Annotated in this window: 18 protein-coding genes and 1 riboswitch; of the genes, 6 read left to right on the top strand and 12 right to left on the bottom strand. The window is 61.1% G+C overall.

Translation table 11 applies throughout. The features are described from left to right. Nucleotides 1-18 precede the first annotated feature (18 nt). From ACYU81_RS15150 to ACYU81_RS15140, 3 genes are read right to left on the bottom strand one after another with little or no spacing between them, the layout of a single operon-like run. Nucleotides 19-1,773: an N-acyl-D-amino-acid deacylase family protein gene (locus tag ACYU81_RS15150; RefSeq protein WP_460988444.1), complete on the bottom strand. Its 1,755-nt coding sequence runs from the start codon at nt 1,771-1,773 to the stop codon at nt 19-21. Then, on the bottom strand, nt 1,770-2,624 hold the full coding sequence (locus ACYU81_RS15145; RefSeq protein WP_460988443.1) for a hypothetical protein: 855 nt from the start codon (nt 2,622-2,624) through the stop codon (nt 1,770-1,772). Before ACYU81_RS15145 ends, ACYU81_RS15150 begins: the two co-directional genes overlap by 4 nt. Before the next feature lie 14 nt (nt 2,625-2,638). After that, a complete protein-coding gene (locus ACYU81_RS15140) occupies nt 2,639-3,499 on the bottom strand; it encodes a TauD/TfdA dioxygenase family protein (RefSeq protein WP_460988442.1) in 861 nt (286 codons plus the stop codon). Nucleotides 3,500-3,621: 122 nt separating this feature from the next. Between ACYU81_RS15140 and ACYU81_RS15135 the strand changes: the two genes are divergently transcribed. Then, entirely contained in the window at nt 3,622-4,872 is a 1,251-nt protein-coding gene (locus ACYU81_RS15135) for a TetR/AcrR family transcriptional regulator (RefSeq protein ID WP_460988441.1), read from the top strand. Nucleotides 4,873-4,922: 50 nt separating this feature from the next. On the opposite strand, the gene ACYU81_RS15130 is transcribed toward ACYU81_RS15135, so the two are convergent. Further along, complete coding sequence (locus tag ACYU81_RS15130; RefSeq protein WP_460988440.1) at nt 4,923-5,630, bottom strand: TetR/AcrR family transcriptional regulator; 708 nt, start codon at nt 5,628-5,630, stop codon at nt 4,923-4,925. 116 nt (nt 5,631-5,746) lie between these two features. Beyond that, nucleotides 5,747-6,427: a TetR/AcrR family transcriptional regulator gene (locus ACYU81_RS15125; RefSeq protein WP_460988439.1), complete on the bottom strand. Its 681-nt coding sequence runs from the start codon at nt 6,425-6,427 to the stop codon at nt 5,747-5,749. 199 nt (nt 6,428-6,626) lie between these two features. Here ACYU81_RS15125 and bktB point away from each other — a divergent pair, with 199 nt between their 5' ends. The 4 genes from bktB to ACYU81_RS15105 all read left to right on the top strand — a co-directional run bounded on the left by bktB (nt 6,627) and on the right by ACYU81_RS15105 (nt 10,929). Continuing rightward, nucleotides 6,627-7,808 (top strand): beta-ketothiolase BktB, encoded by a 1,182-nt coding sequence (gene bktB, locus ACYU81_RS15120; RefSeq protein ID WP_460988438.1) that lies wholly within the window; start codon nt 6,627-6,629, stop codon nt 7,806-7,808. 199 nt (nt 7,809-8,007) lie between these two features. After that, nucleotides 8,008-8,319, top strand: coding sequence for a hypothetical protein (locus ACYU81_RS15115; RefSeq protein WP_460988437.1), 312 nt, complete (start codon nt 8,008-8,010; stop codon nt 8,317-8,319). Nucleotides 8,320-8,591: 272 nt separating this feature from the next. Further along, nucleotides 8,592-10,343 carry an N-acyl-D-amino-acid deacylase family protein gene (locus ACYU81_RS15110; protein ID WP_460988436.1) on the top strand — a complete coding sequence of 584 codons (1,752 nt, stop codon included), beginning with the start codon at nt 8,592-8,594 and terminating at the stop codon, nt 10,341-10,343. Between the two features lie 55 nt (nt 10,344-10,398). Next, a complete protein-coding gene (locus ACYU81_RS15105; RefSeq protein ID WP_460988435.1) occupies nt 10,399-10,929 on the top strand; it encodes a VOC family protein in 531 nt (176 codons plus the stop codon). Between the two features lie 43 nt (nt 10,930-10,972). Here ACYU81_RS15105 and ACYU81_RS15100 read toward each other — a convergent pair whose 3' ends face one another. From ACYU81_RS15100 to ACYU81_RS15090, 3 genes are all read right to left on the bottom strand, one after another. Then, complete coding sequence (locus ACYU81_RS15100) at nt 10,973-11,863, bottom strand: hypothetical protein (RefSeq protein WP_460988434.1); 891 nt, start codon at nt 11,861-11,863, stop codon at nt 10,973-10,975. A gap of 26 nt (nt 11,864-11,889) precedes the next feature. Next, complete coding sequence (locus ACYU81_RS15095) at nt 11,890-14,358, bottom strand: TonB-dependent receptor (RefSeq protein ID WP_460988433.1); 2,469 nt, start codon at nt 14,356-14,358, stop codon at nt 11,890-11,892. A 294-nt stretch (nt 14,359-14,652) separates the two neighbouring features. Continuing rightward, nucleotides 14,653-15,402, bottom strand: a complete 750-nt coding sequence (locus ACYU81_RS15090) for a helix-turn-helix domain-containing protein (RefSeq protein ID WP_449469795.1) — start codon at nt 15,400-15,402, stop codon at nt 14,653-14,655. A gap of 317 nt (nt 15,403-15,719) precedes the next feature. Between ACYU81_RS15090 and ACYU81_RS15085 the strand changes: the two genes are divergently transcribed. After that, the gene (locus ACYU81_RS15085) at nt 15,720-16,172 is read left to right on the top strand and encodes a MaoC family dehydratase (RefSeq protein ID WP_460988432.1); all 453 of its coding nucleotides are present in this window, start codon (nt 15,720-15,722) and stop codon (nt 16,170-16,172) included. 38 nt (nt 16,173-16,210) lie between these two features. Here ACYU81_RS15085 and ACYU81_RS15080 read toward each other — a convergent pair whose 3' ends face one another. From ACYU81_RS15080 to ACYU81_RS15065, 4 genes are all read right to left on the bottom strand, one after another. Further along, on the bottom strand, nt 16,211-16,453 hold the full coding sequence (locus ACYU81_RS15080) for a hypothetical protein (RefSeq protein ID WP_460988431.1): 243 nt from the start codon (nt 16,451-16,453) through the stop codon (nt 16,211-16,213). A gap of 230 nt (nt 16,454-16,683) precedes the next feature. Then, complete coding sequence (locus ACYU81_RS15075; RefSeq protein ID WP_460988430.1) at nt 16,684-18,702, bottom strand: TonB-dependent receptor; 2,019 nt, start codon at nt 18,700-18,702, stop codon at nt 16,684-16,686. A 180-nt stretch (nt 18,703-18,882) separates the two neighbouring features. Continuing rightward, nucleotides 18,883-19,129, bottom strand: a riboswitch (cobalamin riboswitch). Nucleotides 19,130-19,466: 337 nt separating this feature from the next. Next, complete coding sequence (locus ACYU81_RS15070; RefSeq protein ID WP_449469801.1) at nt 19,467-19,646, bottom strand: hypothetical protein; 180 nt, start codon at nt 19,644-19,646, stop codon at nt 19,467-19,469. 184 nt (nt 19,647-19,830) lie between these two features. Further along, on the bottom strand, nt 19,831-20,724 hold the full coding sequence (locus ACYU81_RS15065; RefSeq protein ID WP_460988429.1) for a LysR family transcriptional regulator: 894 nt from the start codon (nt 20,722-20,724) through the stop codon (nt 19,831-19,833). Between the last annotated feature and the right edge of the window lie 60 nt (nt 20,725-20,784).

The raw sequence follows: 20,784 nt of genomic DNA, 5'->3' as shown, positions 1-20,784 counted from the left end.
GTGGGTCAGTGACCCACGTTACAACGCTCCGGCATATTCCTCCACCGTGTTAGCTGGTGCGGTTTGAGCGCCCCTGACGAGCCGCCCCGGCCGCGCGCCGGTCGCGTTGTCGGTGCGGCGGATCACTTCGCCCGAGACGATGGTGGCAACGAAGCCGGTCGCTTTCTGGTCCAACCGCCTGCCGCCTCCGGGCAGGTCGTAGCGTATATGAGGAGCGTGGAGACGCAGGGCCTCAAGATCGATGATGTTGATGTCCGCCTTGTAGCCGGGAGCGATCCTGCCCCGGTCGCGCAGGCCCATGGTCTCGGCCGGGCGTGAGGTGAGGGCGCGGACGGCCTGAGGGATGCTGAGCTTTGGCCCTGCGCGATCGCGGGTCCAGTAGGTCAGCAGGAAGGTGGGATAGCTCGCGTCGCAGATTGCCGCATAATGAGCGCCGCCATCACCCAACCCCATGACCGTGTCCGGATGCGTGATCAGGTCATGCACCGTGTCGAGGCTGCCATTATAGAAGTTGCCGAGGGTGTTGTAGAGCATCCCCCTGCCATCGCCGCCGTTCATCATGAGGTCGTAGGCGACCTCTTCCGCTGTGAGGTTCAGGCTGCGCGCTTGAGCGCCGACGCTGCTTTCCGCCGGAGGTTCATAGTTGGGCGGGTCGGACAGGGGGAAGATCCAGTTCCAGTTGCGGGTCATCATCGCCAGGGGATGGCCCTCATGCGGTTGTTCCGCGATGAGCTTTGCGCGAAATTCCGGGTCGCGCAGATGCGCGAGTTGCTGGTCGAGCGGGAGAGCGGCGATCGCCTCATAGCTTGGGCAGAGCGAGAAGGGATGGCTGGACAGTTCAAAGCCGCAGATCATGCCGACGGGGCGGGGGAGTATTTGCGGGCTGATCTTCAGGCCCTGCGCATTGGCTTCCTCGCAGATGCGTAGCGCGTCCTGCCAGACGGGCTCACCTGTGTTGGAGGTGCCAAGCGTGAAGGTGGCTGGACGGTTCGCTGCCTTTGCGACGGTGAGAAGGTGGGCAAGTTCGTCAGTCCAGCTGGAGAAGGGGGCGTCCAGCACCATCTGCAAGACGCCGGTGTCGGCGTCCCGCATGGCGCCCGTAATGGCTTTGAGTTCCTCGATATCGGCCTGATAGCTGGGGATATTCTCTCCGGCCTTTGTGCGATGGATGAGGAGGCGCGAGGTTGCAAAGCCGATCGCGCCCGCGTCCAAGGCTTCGCGGGTGAGGGCCTGCATCTTTTGCAGGTCGGCAGGGGTCGCGGCCTCGCGCTGCGCGCCGCGTTCGCCCATCACGAAGACGCGCAAGGGGCTATGCGGGAGAAGGGCGGCAATGTCGATGTCGCGGGGGCGGCTTTCGAGGGCGTTCAGATAATCTGGGAAGCTTTCCCAATCCCAGCTGAGCCCTTCGGCCATGACGACGCCGGGGATGTCTTCGACGCCCTCCATCAGGCGGATCAAACGGTCGTGATCAGCAGGGCGGCAAGGCGCAAAGCCCACGCCGCAATTGCCGATCACGACCGTGGTCACGCCATGGGAGGAGGAGGGGGAGAGTTCCTCCGACCAGATGGCCTGACCATCATAATGGGTATGGATATCGACGAAGCCGGGCGTGACGGTGAGGCCCGTTGCATCGATGACTTCGCGGGCTTCTCGGGTGAAAGCGCCGACGCTGACGATTTTTCCATCATGGATGGCGACATCGCCAATGAAGGACTCGCCGCCGCTGCCGTCGACGATGGTGCCGCCACGGATCAGCAGGTCGCATGCGCTCATTCGGCGGCCCTCGCGATGGGTTCGAGGCTGGTCTTGCCGTCCGATGCCCAGAAGGCGCCTTCTTGTGACGTATCGACCTCTTCGACGCCGCGCACGCCTAGCGCTTCCCGCGCTTCGGCCAGCGGCAGGTGGAATACGGTTTCGAGCTTCTTCATGAAGAGGGCGTCGCTTTGCTGGCCCACTTTCATGCCGCGCTGGATGGCGTTGACGGCGGTCGGCCACACTTCGGGATAATGCAGCACCGTGCGCACGGTGTAGCGGAGCGATCCGAAAATCTGGATCATGTTGACCTCCGCCGCCAGATGCGGGTTGCGCATATGCTTTGGCACGTTGGTCAGGCGATACCAATAGGGCACCAGCTCACCCATGAAATTGAAGCCGCCGCCGCAGAGGATATGTTCGAAGTCATGCGTCTGGCCCGAACGCAGATTATAATATTGGAGCTGCGTTTCCGGTTCCTTCCAGGGCGTGATCTGGATCTCATAATCTCCGGCGGTCATCTGCTGGTAGAAGATGCCGCCCAAGGAGCCGTGTTCATATTGTTGGAAATCTTCGATCTTGTAGGTGGAGATGAAGCCTTCGCTGAACCAGGCGTCCAGTTCGGGATTTACCTTCCTCTCCTGCGTGAACATGTCCTCGATCGCGTCGAAGTCGCGGAGTGAATCCAGGATCGGGAGGAACTCGTACATTTCCGCAGGCGGGGGCACGTCGGGACCGTTGCGCCGCAACAGGATCATCGCCAGCCATTCGCGCAGGCGCGGATTGTTCAGATATTTGGACGAGGAGATGAGTATGCTGCTGTCCGTTTCGACGGGCATCAGGCCGCGCGCGAGATAGGGAATGTCGACCATCTTTTGTCATTCCTTCAATCAAGTACCAATTGCTTGTTGCCTGAACCCCAGGCGCTGATCCGCTCATCCCCCACCTTGAATTGCGGCAGCAGGTCGAAGAAGCTCTTGTCCGCGACGACGATGCGCTGGAGCCGGCGGGGCGTCATGCCGGTGAGGTTGCAGCGGGCATGCTGGAGGGCGATATTGTCCCAGATGACGAGGTCGCCATTGTTCCAGTGGTGGCGATAGATGCGATCTTCGCGATAGAGTTGGGCGAACAGGGCGTTGAGCGTGGCGTCGCTTTCCGGCTGGTCCATGCCGGTGATGCGGGCGGTCTGCATGTCGCTGATATAGAGGATGGGCTCGCCGGTTCGGGGATGGGGGATGATGACCGGGCGTATCTGATGCGGCAGGTCGGTCGAACTGTCGTAGCCGACCGTCCGGTGCGTCTGGATCGGCGCGATCACCGTGACTGCCTCCCGGCCTGCGACGGCGGCTTTCAGTTGGGGCGGCAGGGCGGCGGCCGCAGCCGCGCCGTTGGCGAAGTCGGTCCAGCTTTGTCCGTCATTCACGGCAACGGCATGCAGCGAGATGATCTTGAAGGGTTCTTCGGTGAAAGCCAGATCGCTGTGCCAGGTGAGCGGCCCCGATCCGAGGGCGCCATCGCTGGAGATTTCGCGATATTCACCGTGCGATCCCAGGACGCGGCCGAAATTTTCGAGCAGCCGGACCTGATCGGCCTCGCTGAGCTTCTGATTGCGGAACAGGATGAGCTTGTGGCGATCAAATAGCTCGGTCAGCCGTCGTTCGAACCCGTCGGGCAGCGGCCATTGCAGCCGAAGGCCGATTTCGACGCCGAACGGTTCGAGCGGCCGCTCCGTCCATGGCAATGCCATTTTATCGCTCTCCATCTTTCTATATGACCGAACGGTATCGAACCGTTCGGTTCTCGTCAAGAAGCATGGGTGCATCGGTGCCTGAGCCTGTTATAGCGGGTTCCAATGTGCGGGGATGCTGAATGAAAGTGGTAGCGGAGGCCGGGAGCCAACTGGCGTCGCCGCGCGTCCGGCATTTGCTGTCGTCGGCGTGCGCGCAGTTTGTCGAGCGCGGTTTTGACGCGGTGAGCATCGATTCGATCGCCCGCACCGCAGGCGTCAGCAAGGAAACGATCTACCGCTACTTCCCCGATAAGGAAGCCTTGTTTCGCGCAGCGCTGGATGCGCAGGGCGCGGAGTTCGATGCTCGCGCGGCGGCGGTGCATGAAAGTGCCGTGAGTGGCGGATCGGAACTGGCGGGACTTGCGCGGGCGATTCTTGATTCGGCGCTAGATCAGGGAATGTTCGGCGCGCTTTGGGTTGCGGCTGGCGTCGCGCACAAGATGCCCGACCTGGCGTCGTCGTTGCAGAATGGGCAGGGCATGCGGCTGGAGCCGGTGCGGCTCGCGCTGGAGGATTATGCGAGAGACAAGGGCGTTGACCGCCCCGTGCCGCTGGAACTGGCGCTGGATTTCGGATCGCTTGCGGTGGAAGGCCCCGTTGTCCTCATGGGCTTTCCTCCCGCTTCGCCAGAACATCGCGAGCGGATAGTGCAACAATCGGTGGCGCTTTTCATTCAGGGTATCCGGGCGGGAGAGTCGGATGGCTTGCCTTCGCCCGAGCCGTTATTCGACGCCGAGCGGCCACTGCGTGAGGAGCCGCTCCCCCATATCCGGACCTTGCTTGACGTGGCAGGACGTCATTTTCTGGATGAGGGCTTTGAAGGCGCCAACCTGAACCTCATCGGGGAAGAGGCACGGGTGGGGCGGGGTACGCTCTACCGGCATTTCGCCAGCAAGGCCGGGTTGTTTTCAGCTGCAATGCGCATAATGGCCGAAGACTGCGCGCGCGTGGCCAGGCCGCCAGCGTTGCCTTCGGGCGAAGCCGATCCGGCGGCATTAAGCCGATATGTTGAAGCGGCCTTGGATAACCTGGCTTCCAGTCGTTCAATCCGGTTGCACCGCGTCGTCATCAGTCAGTCTCGCCGGGACGCTGCATTGGCGCGGGACGTCTACCTTATCCTGCGAAGGCCGTGGGTGACGGGTCTGATCCCCTGGCTGGAAAGCCTGGGCATCAAGGAGAGTGCGGACTGGCACGCGCGCCAACTATTGGTGCTTGCGATGCGTGGCAATCGTCTGCTGGCGGGCGGGCATTCCATCTCAAAGCTGGAACGGCGGCATTATGCGGAACGTGCGGCGTCGATGTTCCTGCGGGGGTTCATGGCAGTGCTTTGAGCCTATCTCGAATCCGTCGAAGCTGGTGAAGAAGGTTCCCAATTCACATCCTACGGCGTGACAGGCGTTCCCGATCGGATGAATGCCGCGGTTTCGGGCTCGCATGATTTCATCTGCTCCAGGAATCGCTGGATGCGTGGTTCCGCTACGCCAAGCCCGCGTGCGCAGAAGAGGATCGCGTCGCGCAACACGCGATCTTCCTCATAGGGTATCGCAGTCTTTTCATGGCAGCGCGCCACCAGCATCATCGTGCTGATATGTTCTATGAAAGCGCCGACATTCGTTGTCGAAAGCGCCTCTCCGGGTATTCCCCCGTCGGCCCGTGCCGCCTGCAACGCCTTTTCCAGATTGGGCAGTGTCAAGCGCAAGGCTCGGCGATAGACGAGGCGAGCGTAGCCTCCGTCGCCGGCAAGGCTGCCCAAGACCATGCGCAAGCCTTCTGCATTGAGGGCGTACATCCCGGCGGTCGCATATCTGAAGGTGCGCCGCAAAATTTCGAGCAAGCCCTCTGTGCTGGCTTCGGCGTCACCGAATGATCGGAAGACCCTATTCTGGTCTGCGATCACCTCGCGCAATACGGCCCGATAGATGTGCGTCTTGGTAGGAAAATGGCGGAACAGCAGGGCTTCCGATACACCTGCGGCGCGGGCGATCTGCTGCGTCCGCGCGCCTTCCAACCCGTGGCGCGCGAAAACCGCCCTGGCCGCTGCAATGATGGAAGCGCGGCGACCGACGCTGGAAAGACGGGTGGCGGACATCGTTTGTACTATTACTCCGGGACCAGGCTGGGCGATCGGCGTCCCGCCTCGCGAAAAATGTGAGAAGGCAGTTTAAGGCGTTACGGATCGGAAACAAGGCAGATGCACGTTGACCGCTATTCCGGTGAGGCGCCTGCCGTGACTTTCCCGTCAGGCTGGTCCTGTTCGATCGTCGCGATAAATCGGCTCAGCAGCGCTTTTTGCCGCTCGATCATCTCTGGAGACAGCGGGTCAATGCCCGCCAATCCTCGAGAAAGAGGGGCGGCCCAGAAATAGCCGAACATCATGTTGAAGATGGCAACGATCTGGAGGATCAGATCCTCGGCCGGAGGCTCGACCTCGGCCGCGCGTGTGATCCGCCGTCCATAATCCATCAGCCGTTCCACCCAGGCCATGCCGATCTCGTCCCGATCCGATGGGGGCGACAGGATCGACCGGATAAGCAGCATGGACACATTGGGATGCTGTGCCAGCACATCGATCAGCTTGTCGGACAGCGTGCGAAAGGAGGCTTCTCGCGGCGACCGGCTGATGGTCGCTTCCATCTCGTCCGCCAAGGGTTGGAGCGCCCGTTGCAGAACTTGCCGGTACAGGGCGTCCTTGCTTTCGAAATGCTTGTACAGGCCGGGCTGCTGAATGTTCGCCGCCGCGGCGATGTCCCGTAACGCTGTCGCTTCATAGCCCTTCTGCGCGAACAGCAGTTCCGCCGTGTCGAGCAAGCGGTCGACGGTGCGCTGTCCCTTGCTGGTGCGTTGGACGACATGTTCGCTGATGGCGCGCTGGGCGGTGCTGGTCATGGGTTTGTTCGTAACGGGCCGACCGGGATTTGGCCATATGTCGTGGCTGATCTGGTCGGCAAGCATAGCCATTCCTATATGGTCAGGCGCCGCCGCCACCCATGTGGCAGGGTGCGCATTGTCCTTGACAGTTGCGTGTGGGGGCGCATGAGCGCCTGCAAGTGCGGAACGGCGCATCCCATTGCTCAGAGGATCAGAGATGGAAGATATTTATATTGTCAGCGGCGTCAGGACGGCGATTGGCGATTTCGGCGGCTCGCTGAAGCCCTTCATGCCTTCGCAGCTCGGCAGCATCGTCGTGAAGGAAGCGCTGTCCCGTGCCGGTGTGTCGGCTTCCGACGTTGAGCATGTCGTGATCGGTCAGGTGATGCCCACCAGTGCCCGCGATGGCATGCTGTCGCGCGCCATCGCCTTGCAGGCAGGGGTTCCGTTTGAGGTTCCGGCGCTGACACTGAACAGGCTTTGCGGATCGGGCGTACAGGCGATCGTATCGGCCGCGCAGATGATGAAGCTGGGTGAAGCGTCGATCACCGTCGCGGGTGGCGCTGAATCGATGTCCAATGTGCCTTATCATGATCATGGCACGCGCTGGGGCCGGAAGATGGGCGACAATCCGGTAGAGGACGCGCTGGTCTGCGGCCTTCAGGATGCGATCGGCGGATACCATATGGGCGTGACGGCGGAAAACTGCGCCGAACGGCATGGCATCACGCGCGAACAGCAGGATGCGCTGGCGGCCGAAGGGCATCAGCGCGCGGTGCGGGCTATCGCGGAAGGCCGGTTCAAGGAGCAGATCGTGCCGGTCGAGGTCAAGACTCGCAAAGGCGTGACCATCTTCGACACGGACGAACATCCCCGCGCCGACACCAGCGCCGAGACGCTGGCCGCCATGCGTCCTGCGTTCAAAAAGGATGGCACGGTTACCGCAGGCAACGCGTCCGGCATCAATGATGGCGCGGCCGCCGTTGTCCTGGCGACGGCAAGCGAAGTGGAACGGCGCGGGCTGAAGCCGCTAGCGAAGATACTTGCCTGGGGCCATGCGGGCGTGGAGCCGGAATATATGGGAGAAGGCCCGATCAAGGCGGTGCCGGTTGCCCTGAAGCGGGCCGGGCTGACGCTGGATCAGATGGACGTGATCGAAGCCAACGAAGCCTTCGCGGCGCAGGCTCTTTCGGTAGCCAACGCGTTGCAGTTCGATGGGGAAAAACTGAACCCGAACGGGTCGGGCATCGCCCTTGGTCATCCTGTCGGCGCGACCGGCGCGATCCTGACGATCAAGGCGGCTTATGAACTGAAGCGGATCGGCGGCCGCTATGCCCTTATCACCATGTGCATCGGCGGCGGTCAGGGCATCGCGCTGGTGATCGAGAAAGTCGACTGACGATTGAATGTCACGCCGAACCCCCGACATTCGGGGTTCGGCGTGATTGTCGATGCCTGTAGGAGAGTGGCTCTGCTGCTCCCGACGGCCCTATCCCGAACATGATGCGTCATGTCCTCTCCTTATTTCGAGAACTCAATCCCTTGTCGTGCGTTTGGACGAGGCGGCGGTTTGACCACCCGCTGGCATGGAGTAGATCATGTCCGTTCTCGTCGAGTTTCCCGGAGGCGCATGCCGCGAAGTTCCCAGTCAGCTCCGGGCGATCGGTCCTCGGCAGAACGGTGCGCCTGAATTCGAACAGGTTCCGCTCAATTGCGATCCCCAGTGGAAATTTGAACGCGAAGATGGCCGTTGGGTCGCGGTGCGTCGCCAGGGGCAGTTGTTGGCGCTACGTCCCGCTATTCCTGCGTGGTGGCATTTTGTCGCACTTATGATGGAGCCTGAACGGCTCTCTACCGCTACGGGCATTGCGGATCAGGGAGTCGAGGGAGGGCTTCAATCGGCGGCTTGATAGGGAAGCGATATCGTCCTGATCAGGGCGCTTTGCGCCGCCGGGCCTTGATGGCCTCCAGTTGACCGATGCATCCTGGTCCCGACCGATGGGATCACCCATCAATCCCGATCGGGATCACTCGATGATCCTGTCACCCACTTGTCCGGCAGTGAACTTGCGGTGGTCGGCCGGGTCGCGATAGCCTGCATCCAGCACGATCGCCGGTGAACGGGCGACAGAGATGCAATGGCTTCGGCTCGAGGGAAAACAAGCCTCAAGAGGAGAGAGAGATGACGGACATGTTGATCCGTGGCGGCACGGTGGTCGATGGCACAGGCGCGCCCGGCTATGCTGCTGACGTGCGCGTGGCAGGCGGCAGGATCACCGAGATCGGCGCGGGTCTGACCGCCGTCGCCGGTGAGGAAGTGGTGGATGCCAGTGGGTGCTATGTGACGCCGGGCTTCATCGAAAGCCATACCCATTATGACGCGACGATGTGGTGGCAACCGGATCTGGACCCCTTGCCCGGCAACGGAGCGACCACGGTAATTCTGGGCAATTGCGGCTTTAGCGCCGCGCCGCTTTCGAAGGAGAAGGCCGCGCAGCTGGAGATGATCAAGATTTTCTCCTTCTTCGAGGATATTCCATTGAAGCCCTTCCTCCAGAATGTCCCCTGGGACTGGGAGAAGTGGTCGGAATATAAGGCGTCGATGGCGCGCAACATCAGCCTGCCTGCCAATTACTCTGCGTTCGTTGGTCATATTGCCCTGCGTCTCGCTGCGATGGGCGTTGAAGCATGGGATCGCGCGGCAACGGCTGAAGAGATTGCGCGCATGGCCGAATTGCTGGAGGATGCGCTGGCCGCTGGCGCTCTTGGGTTGTCGGACAATCTGCACGACCATGATGGCGACGACCGCGCCATCCCGACATTGCTCGCCGACGATGCGGAGTTCGAAGCGCTTTTTACGGTTATGGAGCGTTACCCCGGCACGACTTATCAGGTCATCATCGATACCTTCATGCGCAAGACCGGACCGGAAAGCCTGGAGCGGCTTGGGCGGCTGGCGAAAGGCCGGGCGATCCGTATGCAGGTGGCGGGTGGCATTCCGACCCTGGAATTCCAGAAGGATATTCTGCCCCGATTGCAGGACACCCTTGCGAAGCTGAAGGAAGAAGGGATCGATGTCTGGCCCGGCTATGCGCATGTCTCGCCGACCAGTACGTTGAGCCTCGTCAAGTCGCTGATCTTCGCCCAGTCCAATGACTATGTCTGGCATGAAGTCGTCCTTGCCGAAACGCATGAGGAAAAGGCACGTTTGCTTGCCGATCCCGACTGGCGGGCGCGGGCGCGGGAGAGCTGGGACACCAAGGCATGGCCCCATTCGCCGATGAATAATCCGCAGGACCTGTATCTGCTGGATAGCGAAAATGGCACCGGCCCCGTGGGCGGTACGTTGAAGGAATTTGCGGAGTCGCGTGGCCTGCACCGCTCGGACGCAATGGCGCAGTGGATTCTTGAGAATGGCACCAAATCCACTGTGCATATGGCGCCCTTCCCGAAGGATGAGGACCTGACCATCCAGCTGATGCTGGACCCGCAGACGGTCGGCAACATCTCCGACGCGGGCGCGCATCTTCAGATGCTGTGCGGTGGTGGTGAGAATATCCTGCTCTTCACCAAATATGTGCGGGAAGGCTTGCTGACGGTGGAGCAGGCGATCCATCTAAAAACGGGCAAGCTCGCCAATTTCTTCGGCCTCCATGATACGGGCGAGATCAAGGTCGGGCGGCGCGCCGACATTGCCGTCTTCAACCTGAGCGAGGTCGAATATCGCAATATGGAGAAGCGGTTCGACGTGCCCGATGGCGACGGCGGCACGACATGGCGCTTCACTCGTCCGGCTGCGCCCATGCGGCTTACGCTGGTGAATGGGGTCAAGACCTTTGACGGCAGTGGTTATACCGGCGCTCGTCCGGGCGAATATCTGGTGCCCACCGCCGCGGCGAATGACGCGCTGGCTTCGTTGGAAGCCGCCGAATAAAGAAAAAGGGCGCGGGCGGCGCAGCCGTTCGTGCCCTGTCTTTGCAAATAGGAATATGGATTTGGCTAAATTCGGTGCGATCGACCAGATCGGAATATTGGTGGACGATCTCGATGCCAGCATAAATCGCTGGATCAGTCATTCGGGCGTGGGTCCATGGACCGTATTCCGCAATGTCGCGCTGGATGGCCAATATCGTGGCGAACCGACGCGCGTCACCATGCACGTCGGATTATCCTATCAGGATGGCGTGCAAATTGAGTTGATCGAGGCCACGAACGACGCCCCGTCACCCTATCGAGCTGATGATGGGTCGCGCTTGCTGGGCCTTCACCACATCGCTCGCATAGTCGATGATCTGGACGCTGCCGTTGAAATGGCGGTGGCGGGAGGCATGGAAGTGCTTTTCACGGCGCATAACCCTGCCACGCGCGTCGCCTATTTGCGTGTCCCCGGCGAGCCTGGCCAATTGTTCGAGTTTATCTGCGGCCCCGATATGCGCGGCATGTGCGAAGCGGGGATCGTGGCGGCCCGCGACTGGGACGGCAGCGATCCTGTAACGGTGATCGACTTCGCAGCAAAATAGTAGGCGGCTGCCCCTCATCAGAGGGGCAGCGCCAGTCCTGATTTCACTCCGCCGCCATGGAGGGCATGCCCTGATGGCTTGGCCGCGGGTCTTCGCTGATTGCGGTGGTCCATGCCCATTCACCGGGCTTTGGCGGATTAGTGATGCCAAATTCCTCGCGAATATCTGTCACCTGCCAGTCGAGATAATCGCGATAAGGTATGAGGAAGAGGGGATGCTTCCAGTTACGCCCTTGTGCTGCGCCAATGTCTTCGGCGTCCAGCTCTATCTTCACGGATTCAGGATAGAAAAGCCCGCTCTTCATCATCGTCTTGGCGCGCAGATAGGAACTGACGCGGTTGAAGAAGGATGCGAGTTCGGGCGTGAAATATTTATAAAGCGCGCGCATGTTCGCTGCCAGCAGCGCTATTTCACCGGCATGATTGGTTTCAAAACCCGTGATCATATGTTCGATGTCATGGGTATGGGTCCGCTCCTTCATGTAGAAGTCGAAATCGGTCTCTATCTCCATCCCCTGGAAGAAATGGTCCATATTATAGCCGCTATTGACCACGAAATCGTAGATCACGGCACGTAGCGTGCCGGGTTCAGCACCGGCCAATTCCTCATTCTTGAACAGCGAGACTTTTTTGCCGTCCAGCCATGTCTTGAATTCAGGAAGCCGCGCCTTTTCTTCCTCGAACAGCTGGAAGATACGGGGCCAGTTTTCCAGTTCCATCAATATCTTCACGACATCGGGAATATAGGCCGTGTTAGGCAGTTCAGCGCCGTTCCGCCGCAGCATCTCCTGAGCGATCAGCGCGCGCAGTTGCGGGTGGTTGAGATAGGGCGAAGAACTGATCAAGACGGAGCTTTCGGTCGTGAAGCCCGGCCCCGATCCATTATAATATTCAAAATCCGCGCTGCTTACGCGCGCCGCAATCTCGTTTTCCATCATGTCTCTCCTCTTCATTCTGTCTTTTAGAAACTCACCCCAAGTTCGACACCATAGGTCCGCCCGCGTTCGTAGCTGGCTATCAGTTGCAGCACGGGCGATCCGAACGGATTATAATGTTCGTTGAACAGGTTTTGGCCGAACAGCGACAGAGACGCCTTTGTCCCGCCCAAGGGCATGTCCACCCAGCCGATCCTGCCATCAACCAGCCAATATGCCTTGGTGTAGGCATATCGGTTCAGGTCCGCGCTATTGCCCGCAAGGTCGAAGAAGGGCGTCGAGACCAGCGGCGCGCGGCTGCGATAACGACCGTCCACCCGTGCCGAGATATGGCCGCCCATGTTCATGTCAGGGCTGTCATATTGGACCGAGGCGCGGCCCTGCCATTTGGAGGCAAAGGTGGTGCGGGCAATGTCGGCAACTTCGACCCCGTTCAGGATGAAGCTCTTATAATCAAGGTCAGTATAGCTCAGATTGCCGCTCAATGTTAGCCCGCGTACCGGCACCAGATCCGCCTCAAGTTCAAAACCCTTGATGCTCGCCTTTCCTGCATTGTCAAAGAATTGGCGGCCATTGATGAAGTTCTGGGTCTGAAGGTCCTTATAATCGCTGTAGAACAAGGCGATATTGGTCCGCAGCCGGTTGCCCCAGCTTTGCGTCTTCAGGCCGAGCTCATAGGCTGTCAGCGTTTCGGGTTTATAGGGGATGCCGCTCAATATGCCGCCAGCCACATAGCCGGTGGACACTTTGCCATAAGCCGTCACCTGGTTGGTCGGCCGCCAGGTGATGATCGCCGCCCAGGTGGCCTTTTTGTAATCGACCTTGTAGTCGCCGACGCCCAACTGGCCGCCCTGCCCGCCGGATACTGCGAAGATCCGGTTTTCCCGCTTGTCGATCGTGTAGCGAATGCCGCCCGTCAAATCGATCGTATCGGTCAGATGATAGGTGAGCTGCCCATAGGCTGCGTAGCTGTCATTGATGGCGCGCGTCCGCGTCAGTCCGCTGCCGAATATGCTGTCGAGCGATGGGTTGAAGTCGGCCGCATCGATGACGCCGTCGCCATTGATGTCGGCGGCAACTGGTCCAACCGGTACGTTGGGAATGACGCCCACGGTGGATGTATCCACGACGACGCCGTTCGCCACGGGTTGGAAGATTCCCAATATGTCTGTCGCCGGGGTATTTTCATGAAAGTAGAACAGGCCCGCGGTCAGGTCGAAGGCTTCGGATGTGACCTGGACCTGAAATTCCTGGGTGAACTGCTTCTGACTGGTCGATCGCGACGTCAGCAGGGAAAAGAAGGAATCGTTGGGCTGAGGCGCATTGTTGGGGTCGAGCACGGCCGGAATATTTTGTGCCAGCAATGCCTGCAATTGGAGGGTCGTAAATCGCAGGCCTCCGGTAGCGCCAAGGTCATAGATGTTCGGGTCTTGCCGGAACTTGCGATAGGCAGTGATGCTCTTGAGCGTAATCTCATCGCTCACGGGATAGGTGAAGGTGAGGCTATGCCCTTGCGTCACTACATGTTCGGGACTGGTCGCATTGGCGACTGACGTCAGGCGATCAGTCGAAATATTGGTGATGCCGCCGAATAGCGGCTGGAAGGCGATAATCGGCGCCAACAACTGGCCTGATGCATCCGGGATGACGCCATAGCTCTGTATCGCCCGGCCGGTCGAACGCGCATCGGTATAGTCAAAGCGATAGTCGGCGGTCAGGTCGCCCAGATCCAGTCTTGCCGCGACGCCGACACCATCGACATTGCGTTCGCCTAGCCGGTCGGCGATGCGTTGCACGCCGAATGACGGGTCGCGCTGACGCAGATCTATGGTGCGGCCGCCCAGGAGGTTGCGATAATCACCCTCAATCTCGTCATGAAGGTAGGACAGCTTGACCGACAAGGGGCCGAAGGCGGGCAGGTCGACGGATACTTTCGTCCGGAACGCGTCGTAATTGCCATAGGATACCGTACCGCGAACGCCGAACTCGCCCGTTGGAGCAGCCGTCACAAGGCTGATCGCGCCGCTTGTCGCGTTGCGGCCGAACAGCGTTCCCTGCGGGCCGCGCAGCACTTCTACACGCTGGATGTCGGACAGGTCGAAGATCGAGCCGACCGTGCGGCCGATATAGACGCCGTCCAGATAGATGCCGACCTTTGGATCGACCGCATTGTTGGACGTGCCGGAAGCCACGCCGCGAATGATGATTGTGGGATTGGATTGCAGGCCCTGCGTATTGATCTGAAGGCTGGGCGCCAGGCCAGCGAGGTTGCGCACATTGGTGACGCGCAACTGGTCAAGCTGGTCCGCGCCGATGGCGGTCACGGCGACGGGCACCTTTTGCAGGCTTTCCTCGCGCCGCTGCGCCGTCACTATGATGTCGGCCAGCTGCCCCTGAACCGCAGCCTGCGTGGCCGGGTCGGCAGTCTGCGCCAGAGCCGCTGTCGTGGCGAACGATGATATGCCCGCTAACGCAACGGCAATAGATGAACGCATGGCAATCCCCTTCCTTTCGTCGGGCGATGCCATCCCTCGATACGGGCCGTGCTCCGTTTAGAAGCTCGGTCCACCATCCGGGACCGAACACGCGTGCGCGCATCCGAAAGCGGACGTTTGGCGGTGTTCCGCCATTATATTGTTCATGATGCAGCCTGATCTGCGGCGCATGGCCGCGAGCCCTTTCTGCATCCTCTCCTGACAGCTTCGGCCACCGATCAGCTCTTCGGCCGAGCTATCTTGTTTGCATGCAGCGTGTCTTGAAATGATCCCTTCGTCAAGGGTCATCCACAATCAGCGAGGTTTCAGCGGCGCCACCGGACATGCCACTGCAAGAACAGCGTGCCATTCCCCCGGCAGGGCCGAGGTGCGACGATCCGCCTGCGCGATTTCCCGCAGCTCAGCTCTGAAACGCTCGATCCTTTCCGCGACACGCGCGACGCCCACGGGCGACAGCTTGACCGTTTCCACGCCGAAGATCGTATCTGGGTCGCCATAGTTCAGATTGAAGAACAGATGCTTCATATGCTGTTCGAAATGCCTGCGCATGGGCTCGCGTTGCCACACATGGGCCGGGTCCAGCCGCGCACGTAGACGTCCTCCCGGCAGGCGATCGATCAGCGCCAACCTTTCCAGCCGTTCGACATGTTGCGCGATATGTTCGGGCGGTATGCCAAAGCCTTCCTCGGCTTCGGACACCGGCCAACCCGTGACGATGATGAAGAAAATGGTGGATAGTTCGGGGCTTGTGGTCAGCGCCTTTTCCTGCGCCAGCGTCAGCTTGTCGGATGACCGATCGCGCACGGCGGCCTCTTCGGCGATTTCGGTGAGCGTGGTGTCGGCGAGTGCGCACAGTTGCGACAAGGTGCGCAGGCCCAGCCCACGGCCATGCAGCCATCGTTTGACGGTGGCGGTGCCCACGCCAAGCTTTTTCGAGACGTCGGCCTGGGTCAGGCCCGCTGCTCGTAGCCGCCGTCGGAGCGCCGCCAGCAGCAGCTCATGTTCCATTCCGAAAGGGTCGTTGGACGGATGAGAGGGGCTCATCAGATGATCCCTTCCCACGCTGCAAGGATGATGTGGGCCGACCACGGCGCTAGATCATATTCCGCGATGTTTGATCGTGGATGGTTCCGCGATCGATATCCATCCCTCGACTCTTCGGCTGCACGGCTTTCGTGCAGCCGAAGCTTCTTGTCTTCTCCAGTCATGGCCTCTCCAGCTTATTCTTTTGGGAAGGGTAAGTAACTCGACGCCGCTGACAAGGTCCAACTGATCCTCATCACCACTGGAGTATTTTCCTATCGCATTCGCGCATGCTTGTGCATAGTTTTGCTCTTGGAGCAGCATGGGGGGTGAATGGAATGAGCCAGTTTCTCGATTATCTTCAGGCGCGGGCGGACGAGGAAGACGTGTCGGACTGGTTCCTGGTCAGTCAGGAGATGATTGACCAGTTCGCCGAAGCGACCAAGGATCATCAATATATCCATGTCGATCCGGAGCGCGCGAAGCAGTCACCCTTCGGCGGGACGATCGCTCATGGTTTCCTGACGCTTTCACTCCTGCCGCATCTGTGCGCCGACGCGCGAGGCGACATCGTTCCCGACGGCGCCACGGAGATCAATTATGGCAGCAACAAGCTGCGTTTCCTGGCGCCCGTTCGATCCGGCAAACGTGTGCGCGGAAAGTTCAAGCCGCTGGAGATCGTCGAAAAGCGGCCGGGGCAGATTCAGCTGACCACCGAGGCGACGGTCGAGATAGAAGGCGAGAGCAAGCCCGCCCTCATCTGCGAATGGATCACCCAGTTCCAGCTTTGAAACGGCAATCGTCGGCGTAGGTGGATTGGGCTATCCATTCAGGCGGCGGTGTTGGTCGCGTGCAGGCCGAAGGCCATGCGCGCGGCGTTGATGGTGTATTCATACTCCTCGCTGCCGGGTACGAGGTCGTGCCAGTTCTTGTGCGTGATCGCGGCGAAACTGTCCTGCCATATCTTGCAGGCGATCAGTTGTATTTCTGTTTCCTTGGGGGCGCGCTGTGCTTCCAGGCAGTCACGCAATATCGCGTGAAAAACGGCGCCCCTTAATGGTGCGTGTTTCATTGGCATCCTCTCCAGGCTACTGATTCTTTGTCCAGATTGCCGAGGGGAAAATTGCATAGAGGCGAAAAGACGTCAACTACGTCTCAAAATTTCCACGGGTATTTAACATGTATTCTATTGTAGTTTGACCGTTGCCCTATCCACTTTTACTTTATGAACATCGCCGTTCATTATGTAAGCCATTGATTGGGAAGGCCGCAGGCTCTTTCTAGACGCGGCCTTCCCCAGCATCAGAAGCTGAACTTGACGCCGCCTCTCACCGTTCGCGGTTCGACCACGCGGCTTAGCCTCCCTTCGACAGGCTCCGCATCTGCGGCGGGAAGGTAGGACTCGTAATAATAAGCGATGTCCTTGTCCCCGCTGCCAAGGATGTTGAGCAGTTCGGCATAGACTTGCACCCGCTTCCCCTTCCAGGCGGCGCGCGCGTTGACGACCGTGCTACCGGAATCGCGCACGCTATTGTCATCGATCAGCGGCGAGGGGCCAAGGTGACGGACGCGGATGCTGGCTTCCCATGGATCGAGCACGATGGCAGCCCCGGCGGACGCGGCGTTTTTGAAGGCGTTGGGAATATGGTCGCCATTGGTATAGCGGCTGTGGCTGGCGGTGTAATTGCCGTCGAAGGCGAGCCAGGGGAGCGGGCGCCAGAAAGCGACAAGCTCATAGCCGTGGCGGCGGCTGGCTCCGCTGGGTTCGACCGCGTTGGAGTCGCCGACGAAGCGCAACTCGCTCCCGACATTGAGCCACCAATAGGTCGCGGTGAAGGTGAAGCCGGGTAGTTGCAGGCGGCCGCCCAATTCCTTGCCCGTGCCGCGCACGAGCATCGGGACAGGCGTGTCGACATTGACCGCGCCGCGCGCATCGTTGGAATGAAAGCCCCGGCCCCAATTGGCATAAAGTTCGACATGCGGCGTGATTGCCCAGGCCGCCGACGCCTTGGGAGAGACGAGCGTGTCCGATCCGCTGCCTTCGCCTAGCGCGGCGGCGACGGCGTCGCGGGCGCGGACGTCATAATGATAATAGTCGCCGCGCAGGCCGCCAGTGATGCGCAAGCCCGGCAGCGGCGTGACGGTGGCTTCGCCATAAAGGGCGGCTGACCCCTGCTTTACGCGATAGCGGCCGAGCGAGGAGAGGAAAGCGCGGTTCGACGTGCGATTGACGCCGACATTGCCGATCGCGTCATAGCGATTTTCCGTGCCGAGCTTCAGTTGCAGTGCCGGGGCGATGTCCCAACGCTTTTCGCCGGTGAAGCCCAGTACCCAGCGTCGATCGAACTGCTCGATCTGCGCGCTGGTGCCGTCGGGATCGGTGTAGGTGGGGTTGGAGAACATCGTCCAGTCATAGAATTGCGCATAGAGATTGGTGCGCCATGTCGGCTGGATGGTAGCGATGTTGCCGATGATGCGCGTCGTTTCCCCGCGCGCGGAAGGATCGGGCGAACAGAAGACATCGGGGCAGAGCGGCGTGCCGATGATCCGTTCGGGTATCTGCTCGGTCGGGCGCCATGTCGCGCGATAGGCGTGGAGCGTGGCGTCGATCTTACCGGCCCCGGCGGGGAGCGTATATTTGGCGAAGCCTGCATAGTGGCGCAGATGTTCGGCCTCCTGCCACGGGCCGTCATAAGCCTTGGCCTGGGCGACGAGGGTGAGATTGCCTGCGCCCGCCTTTACCGTGCCGCCTGCCGCCAACCTGCGCCAACCGAAGGAGCCGCCCTCCGCCGCGATCCATGGGCGGTCATAGCCGTCGATCGTGGTCATATTGGCCGCGCCCGCGAGTGCGAAGTCGCCACCATCGGCGCGATAGGGGCCTTTTCGAAAATCCTCCCTCGCGATGATTTCGGGGATGAGGCCGTTCAGGTCGAGATAGCCCTGGCCGTGACCGTGTGTGCGGAAGTTCATCTGAACCCCGTCAATATAGGTGGTGAAGTCGGACCCATGATCGAGATTGAAGCCGCGCAGGAAATACTGATTGGCCTTGCCGCTGCCCGAATGTTGGGCCGCGACCATGCCCGGCACGGCTTCGAGCAGTTCGGCGACGCGCAGCAGCGGGCGGACGAGAAGGTCCGCGCCGCCGACGCTGCCCTCGCTTGCCGCATGAGCGGTGCCGATCTTGTCCTCTCCCCGGCCGAAGACGACGATGGTGTTCGCATCCTCGCCCGCGTCATTCGCATCGGCAGCGAAGGCGGGGAATGGGAGGAGCGTGGCGGTCAGCGCGCAGGCAGCGCGGTGGAGTTGATTGGGTAGTTTCACTTGATGCACTCCGGGCGTCTGGCGACACTCGGCGAGAGACCTGCCGCCAGACGGCGACCGGCGCGCGCCGACGGCCGGACGCCCCCAAGGCGACCGCCAGCGTCACCGAAGCGGCCTCTCGCCGCTCGTTCGTCGCTCAGACGGAAACTACCGTGCCGCGGCCATCCCCTGGACCAAGGCAAGAGCGACCAGACGCTGGCAGGTCTCCTGGCTCGCGGGTCATCGCTTGATGCACGGCCTTCCCGGGCCTCGCAGGATTTAGCGTCCGGCCCAGTGACTTGCCCCATCCCGCCTATGAGGTGGGGCGATGTGCATCGCGCTCGCCGCTTACAGTTGCAGGGACAGCCTTGGCTTGGGGAGGCGGGTGCCTCCTTTACCATGTTCCCTTTTAAGCCTCTTTCGAGGCACCGGCGCGATCATGCCCGGGGGTTGCCCGGGTGACGGGAGCGATAGCGGAGCTGTGGGGGTAGGGCAAGGGGGGGTGGTTGGGTGAGGTAACTTACCCCCTCTCCCCTTCAGGGGAGAGGGTTGGGGAGAGGGGAGCGGCGGTCGTGCTTTGCGTTCCCCTCTCCCGCCTTCGCTATGCTCGGCACCCTCTCCCCTGAAGGGGAGAGGGAATGGGCGTGTCCCTCATTTTTCCGTTTGTCATCCCAGCGGAAGCTGGGATCCCCTTGCTAGGAGGCGCGTGGTCGCCTGAGATGCCAGCTTTCGCTGGCATGACGGTACGTGGTGGGACGCTGGCGTAGCCGCTTGGCGTTGATGGATCAGTTCAGCGTCGCGCCGCGCTCGCGCTGGAGGCGTAGGGCCATGGCTTGGTAGCGGACGGCGCGTTCATTGTGGAGGGCGATGGTGGCCTGGTCTGCGCCGCGAAGGCGGGCTTCCCTGGCTTGCCGCGCTTCCTGGGCGGCGCAGGCGGAAAAATGTGATGCGTCATTGGGGCGCATGGCCCTTATCCTCTCTCAATTTCTTATGGCTCGAACGATAACATCGGCCTGTTTCCCGCTGCCATTACGCAGGTTAACGCCGGAAAGCTTCTGTTTTTTGACAGTCGGCTTGCAAATGATTTCAGGAGGGGATTTCTGCGCTTCTCAAGCAGTTGAGCGGATGGCGCTAAGGGGCTTCATGCTATCAACCGCCCCGGTTCCACGATGCATCGCGGAAGATGTCGCGCAGGAAGCCAATGAAGGCGTCTACGGCGGCGGGACGGCCTGCGGCGCGGGGGTGGACGGCGTGAACGGCAAGGTCAGCGGGGCCTTCCCAGCTATCGAGGACGCGGAGGAGGCTGCCTTCCGCGATCAGGTCGCCCACGTCCCAGAGCGAGCGCAAGGCAATCCCGACGCCGGTGAGGGCGAGTTCGCGCACGATTTCGCTGCTGTTGGTGCGGACATGGCTTTGGCCATCGATCAGCTTGCGCGCACGGCCATTCACCAGCCGCCATGGCAATTGTCCATCGGCCGCGAGCAGGCGGTGGCGGGGGAGGTCGGCGATCTTGTCCGGAATGCCATGCACGGCGAGATAGGCGGGGCTGGCGCAGAGGATGCGGCGGTTGGTGGCGAGATGATGTCCCTCCAGATGGGGAGGAATGTCGCTGGTGATGCGGATTGCCACGTCGATGCGCTCGGCAAGCAGGTCTTCATAGGCGTCGGACAGGTTGAGTTCGAGATCAACGCGCGGATGCAGATCCAGAAAGCGGCCGACATGGGGCGCCACATGCAGGCGGCCGAAGGAGGTGGGCGCCGAAATGCGCAGCGGCCCGGACGCGCTCCGGTGCCGACTGGTGACGCGTTGCTCCGCCTGTTGGATGGCGTCGAGAATGGCGACAAGGTCGCGGTGCAGGCTGGCGCCTTCCTCCGTGAGGGCAAGGCGGCGGGTGGTGCGGTGGATGAGGCGGACGCCGAGGCGCGCCTCCAGCCGGGAGAGGCGTTTGGACATCATGGCAGGCGAGATGTTCAATATGCGGCCCGCCGCCGAAAGGCTGCCTGCATCCACCGCGCGGGCGAAGAGAAGATAATCGGGATCCATCGATGATCTTTTCCTGTGAGGAACAGATGCTTTGAGTTCTTGTTGTCTAGTGCGAGGATG

It is taken from the genome of Sphingobium sp. TomTYG75, assembly GCF_054771635.1.
The sequence above is the reverse complement of the archived record's forward strand: the minus strand, read 5'-3'. Positions and strand labels throughout refer to the sequence as shown.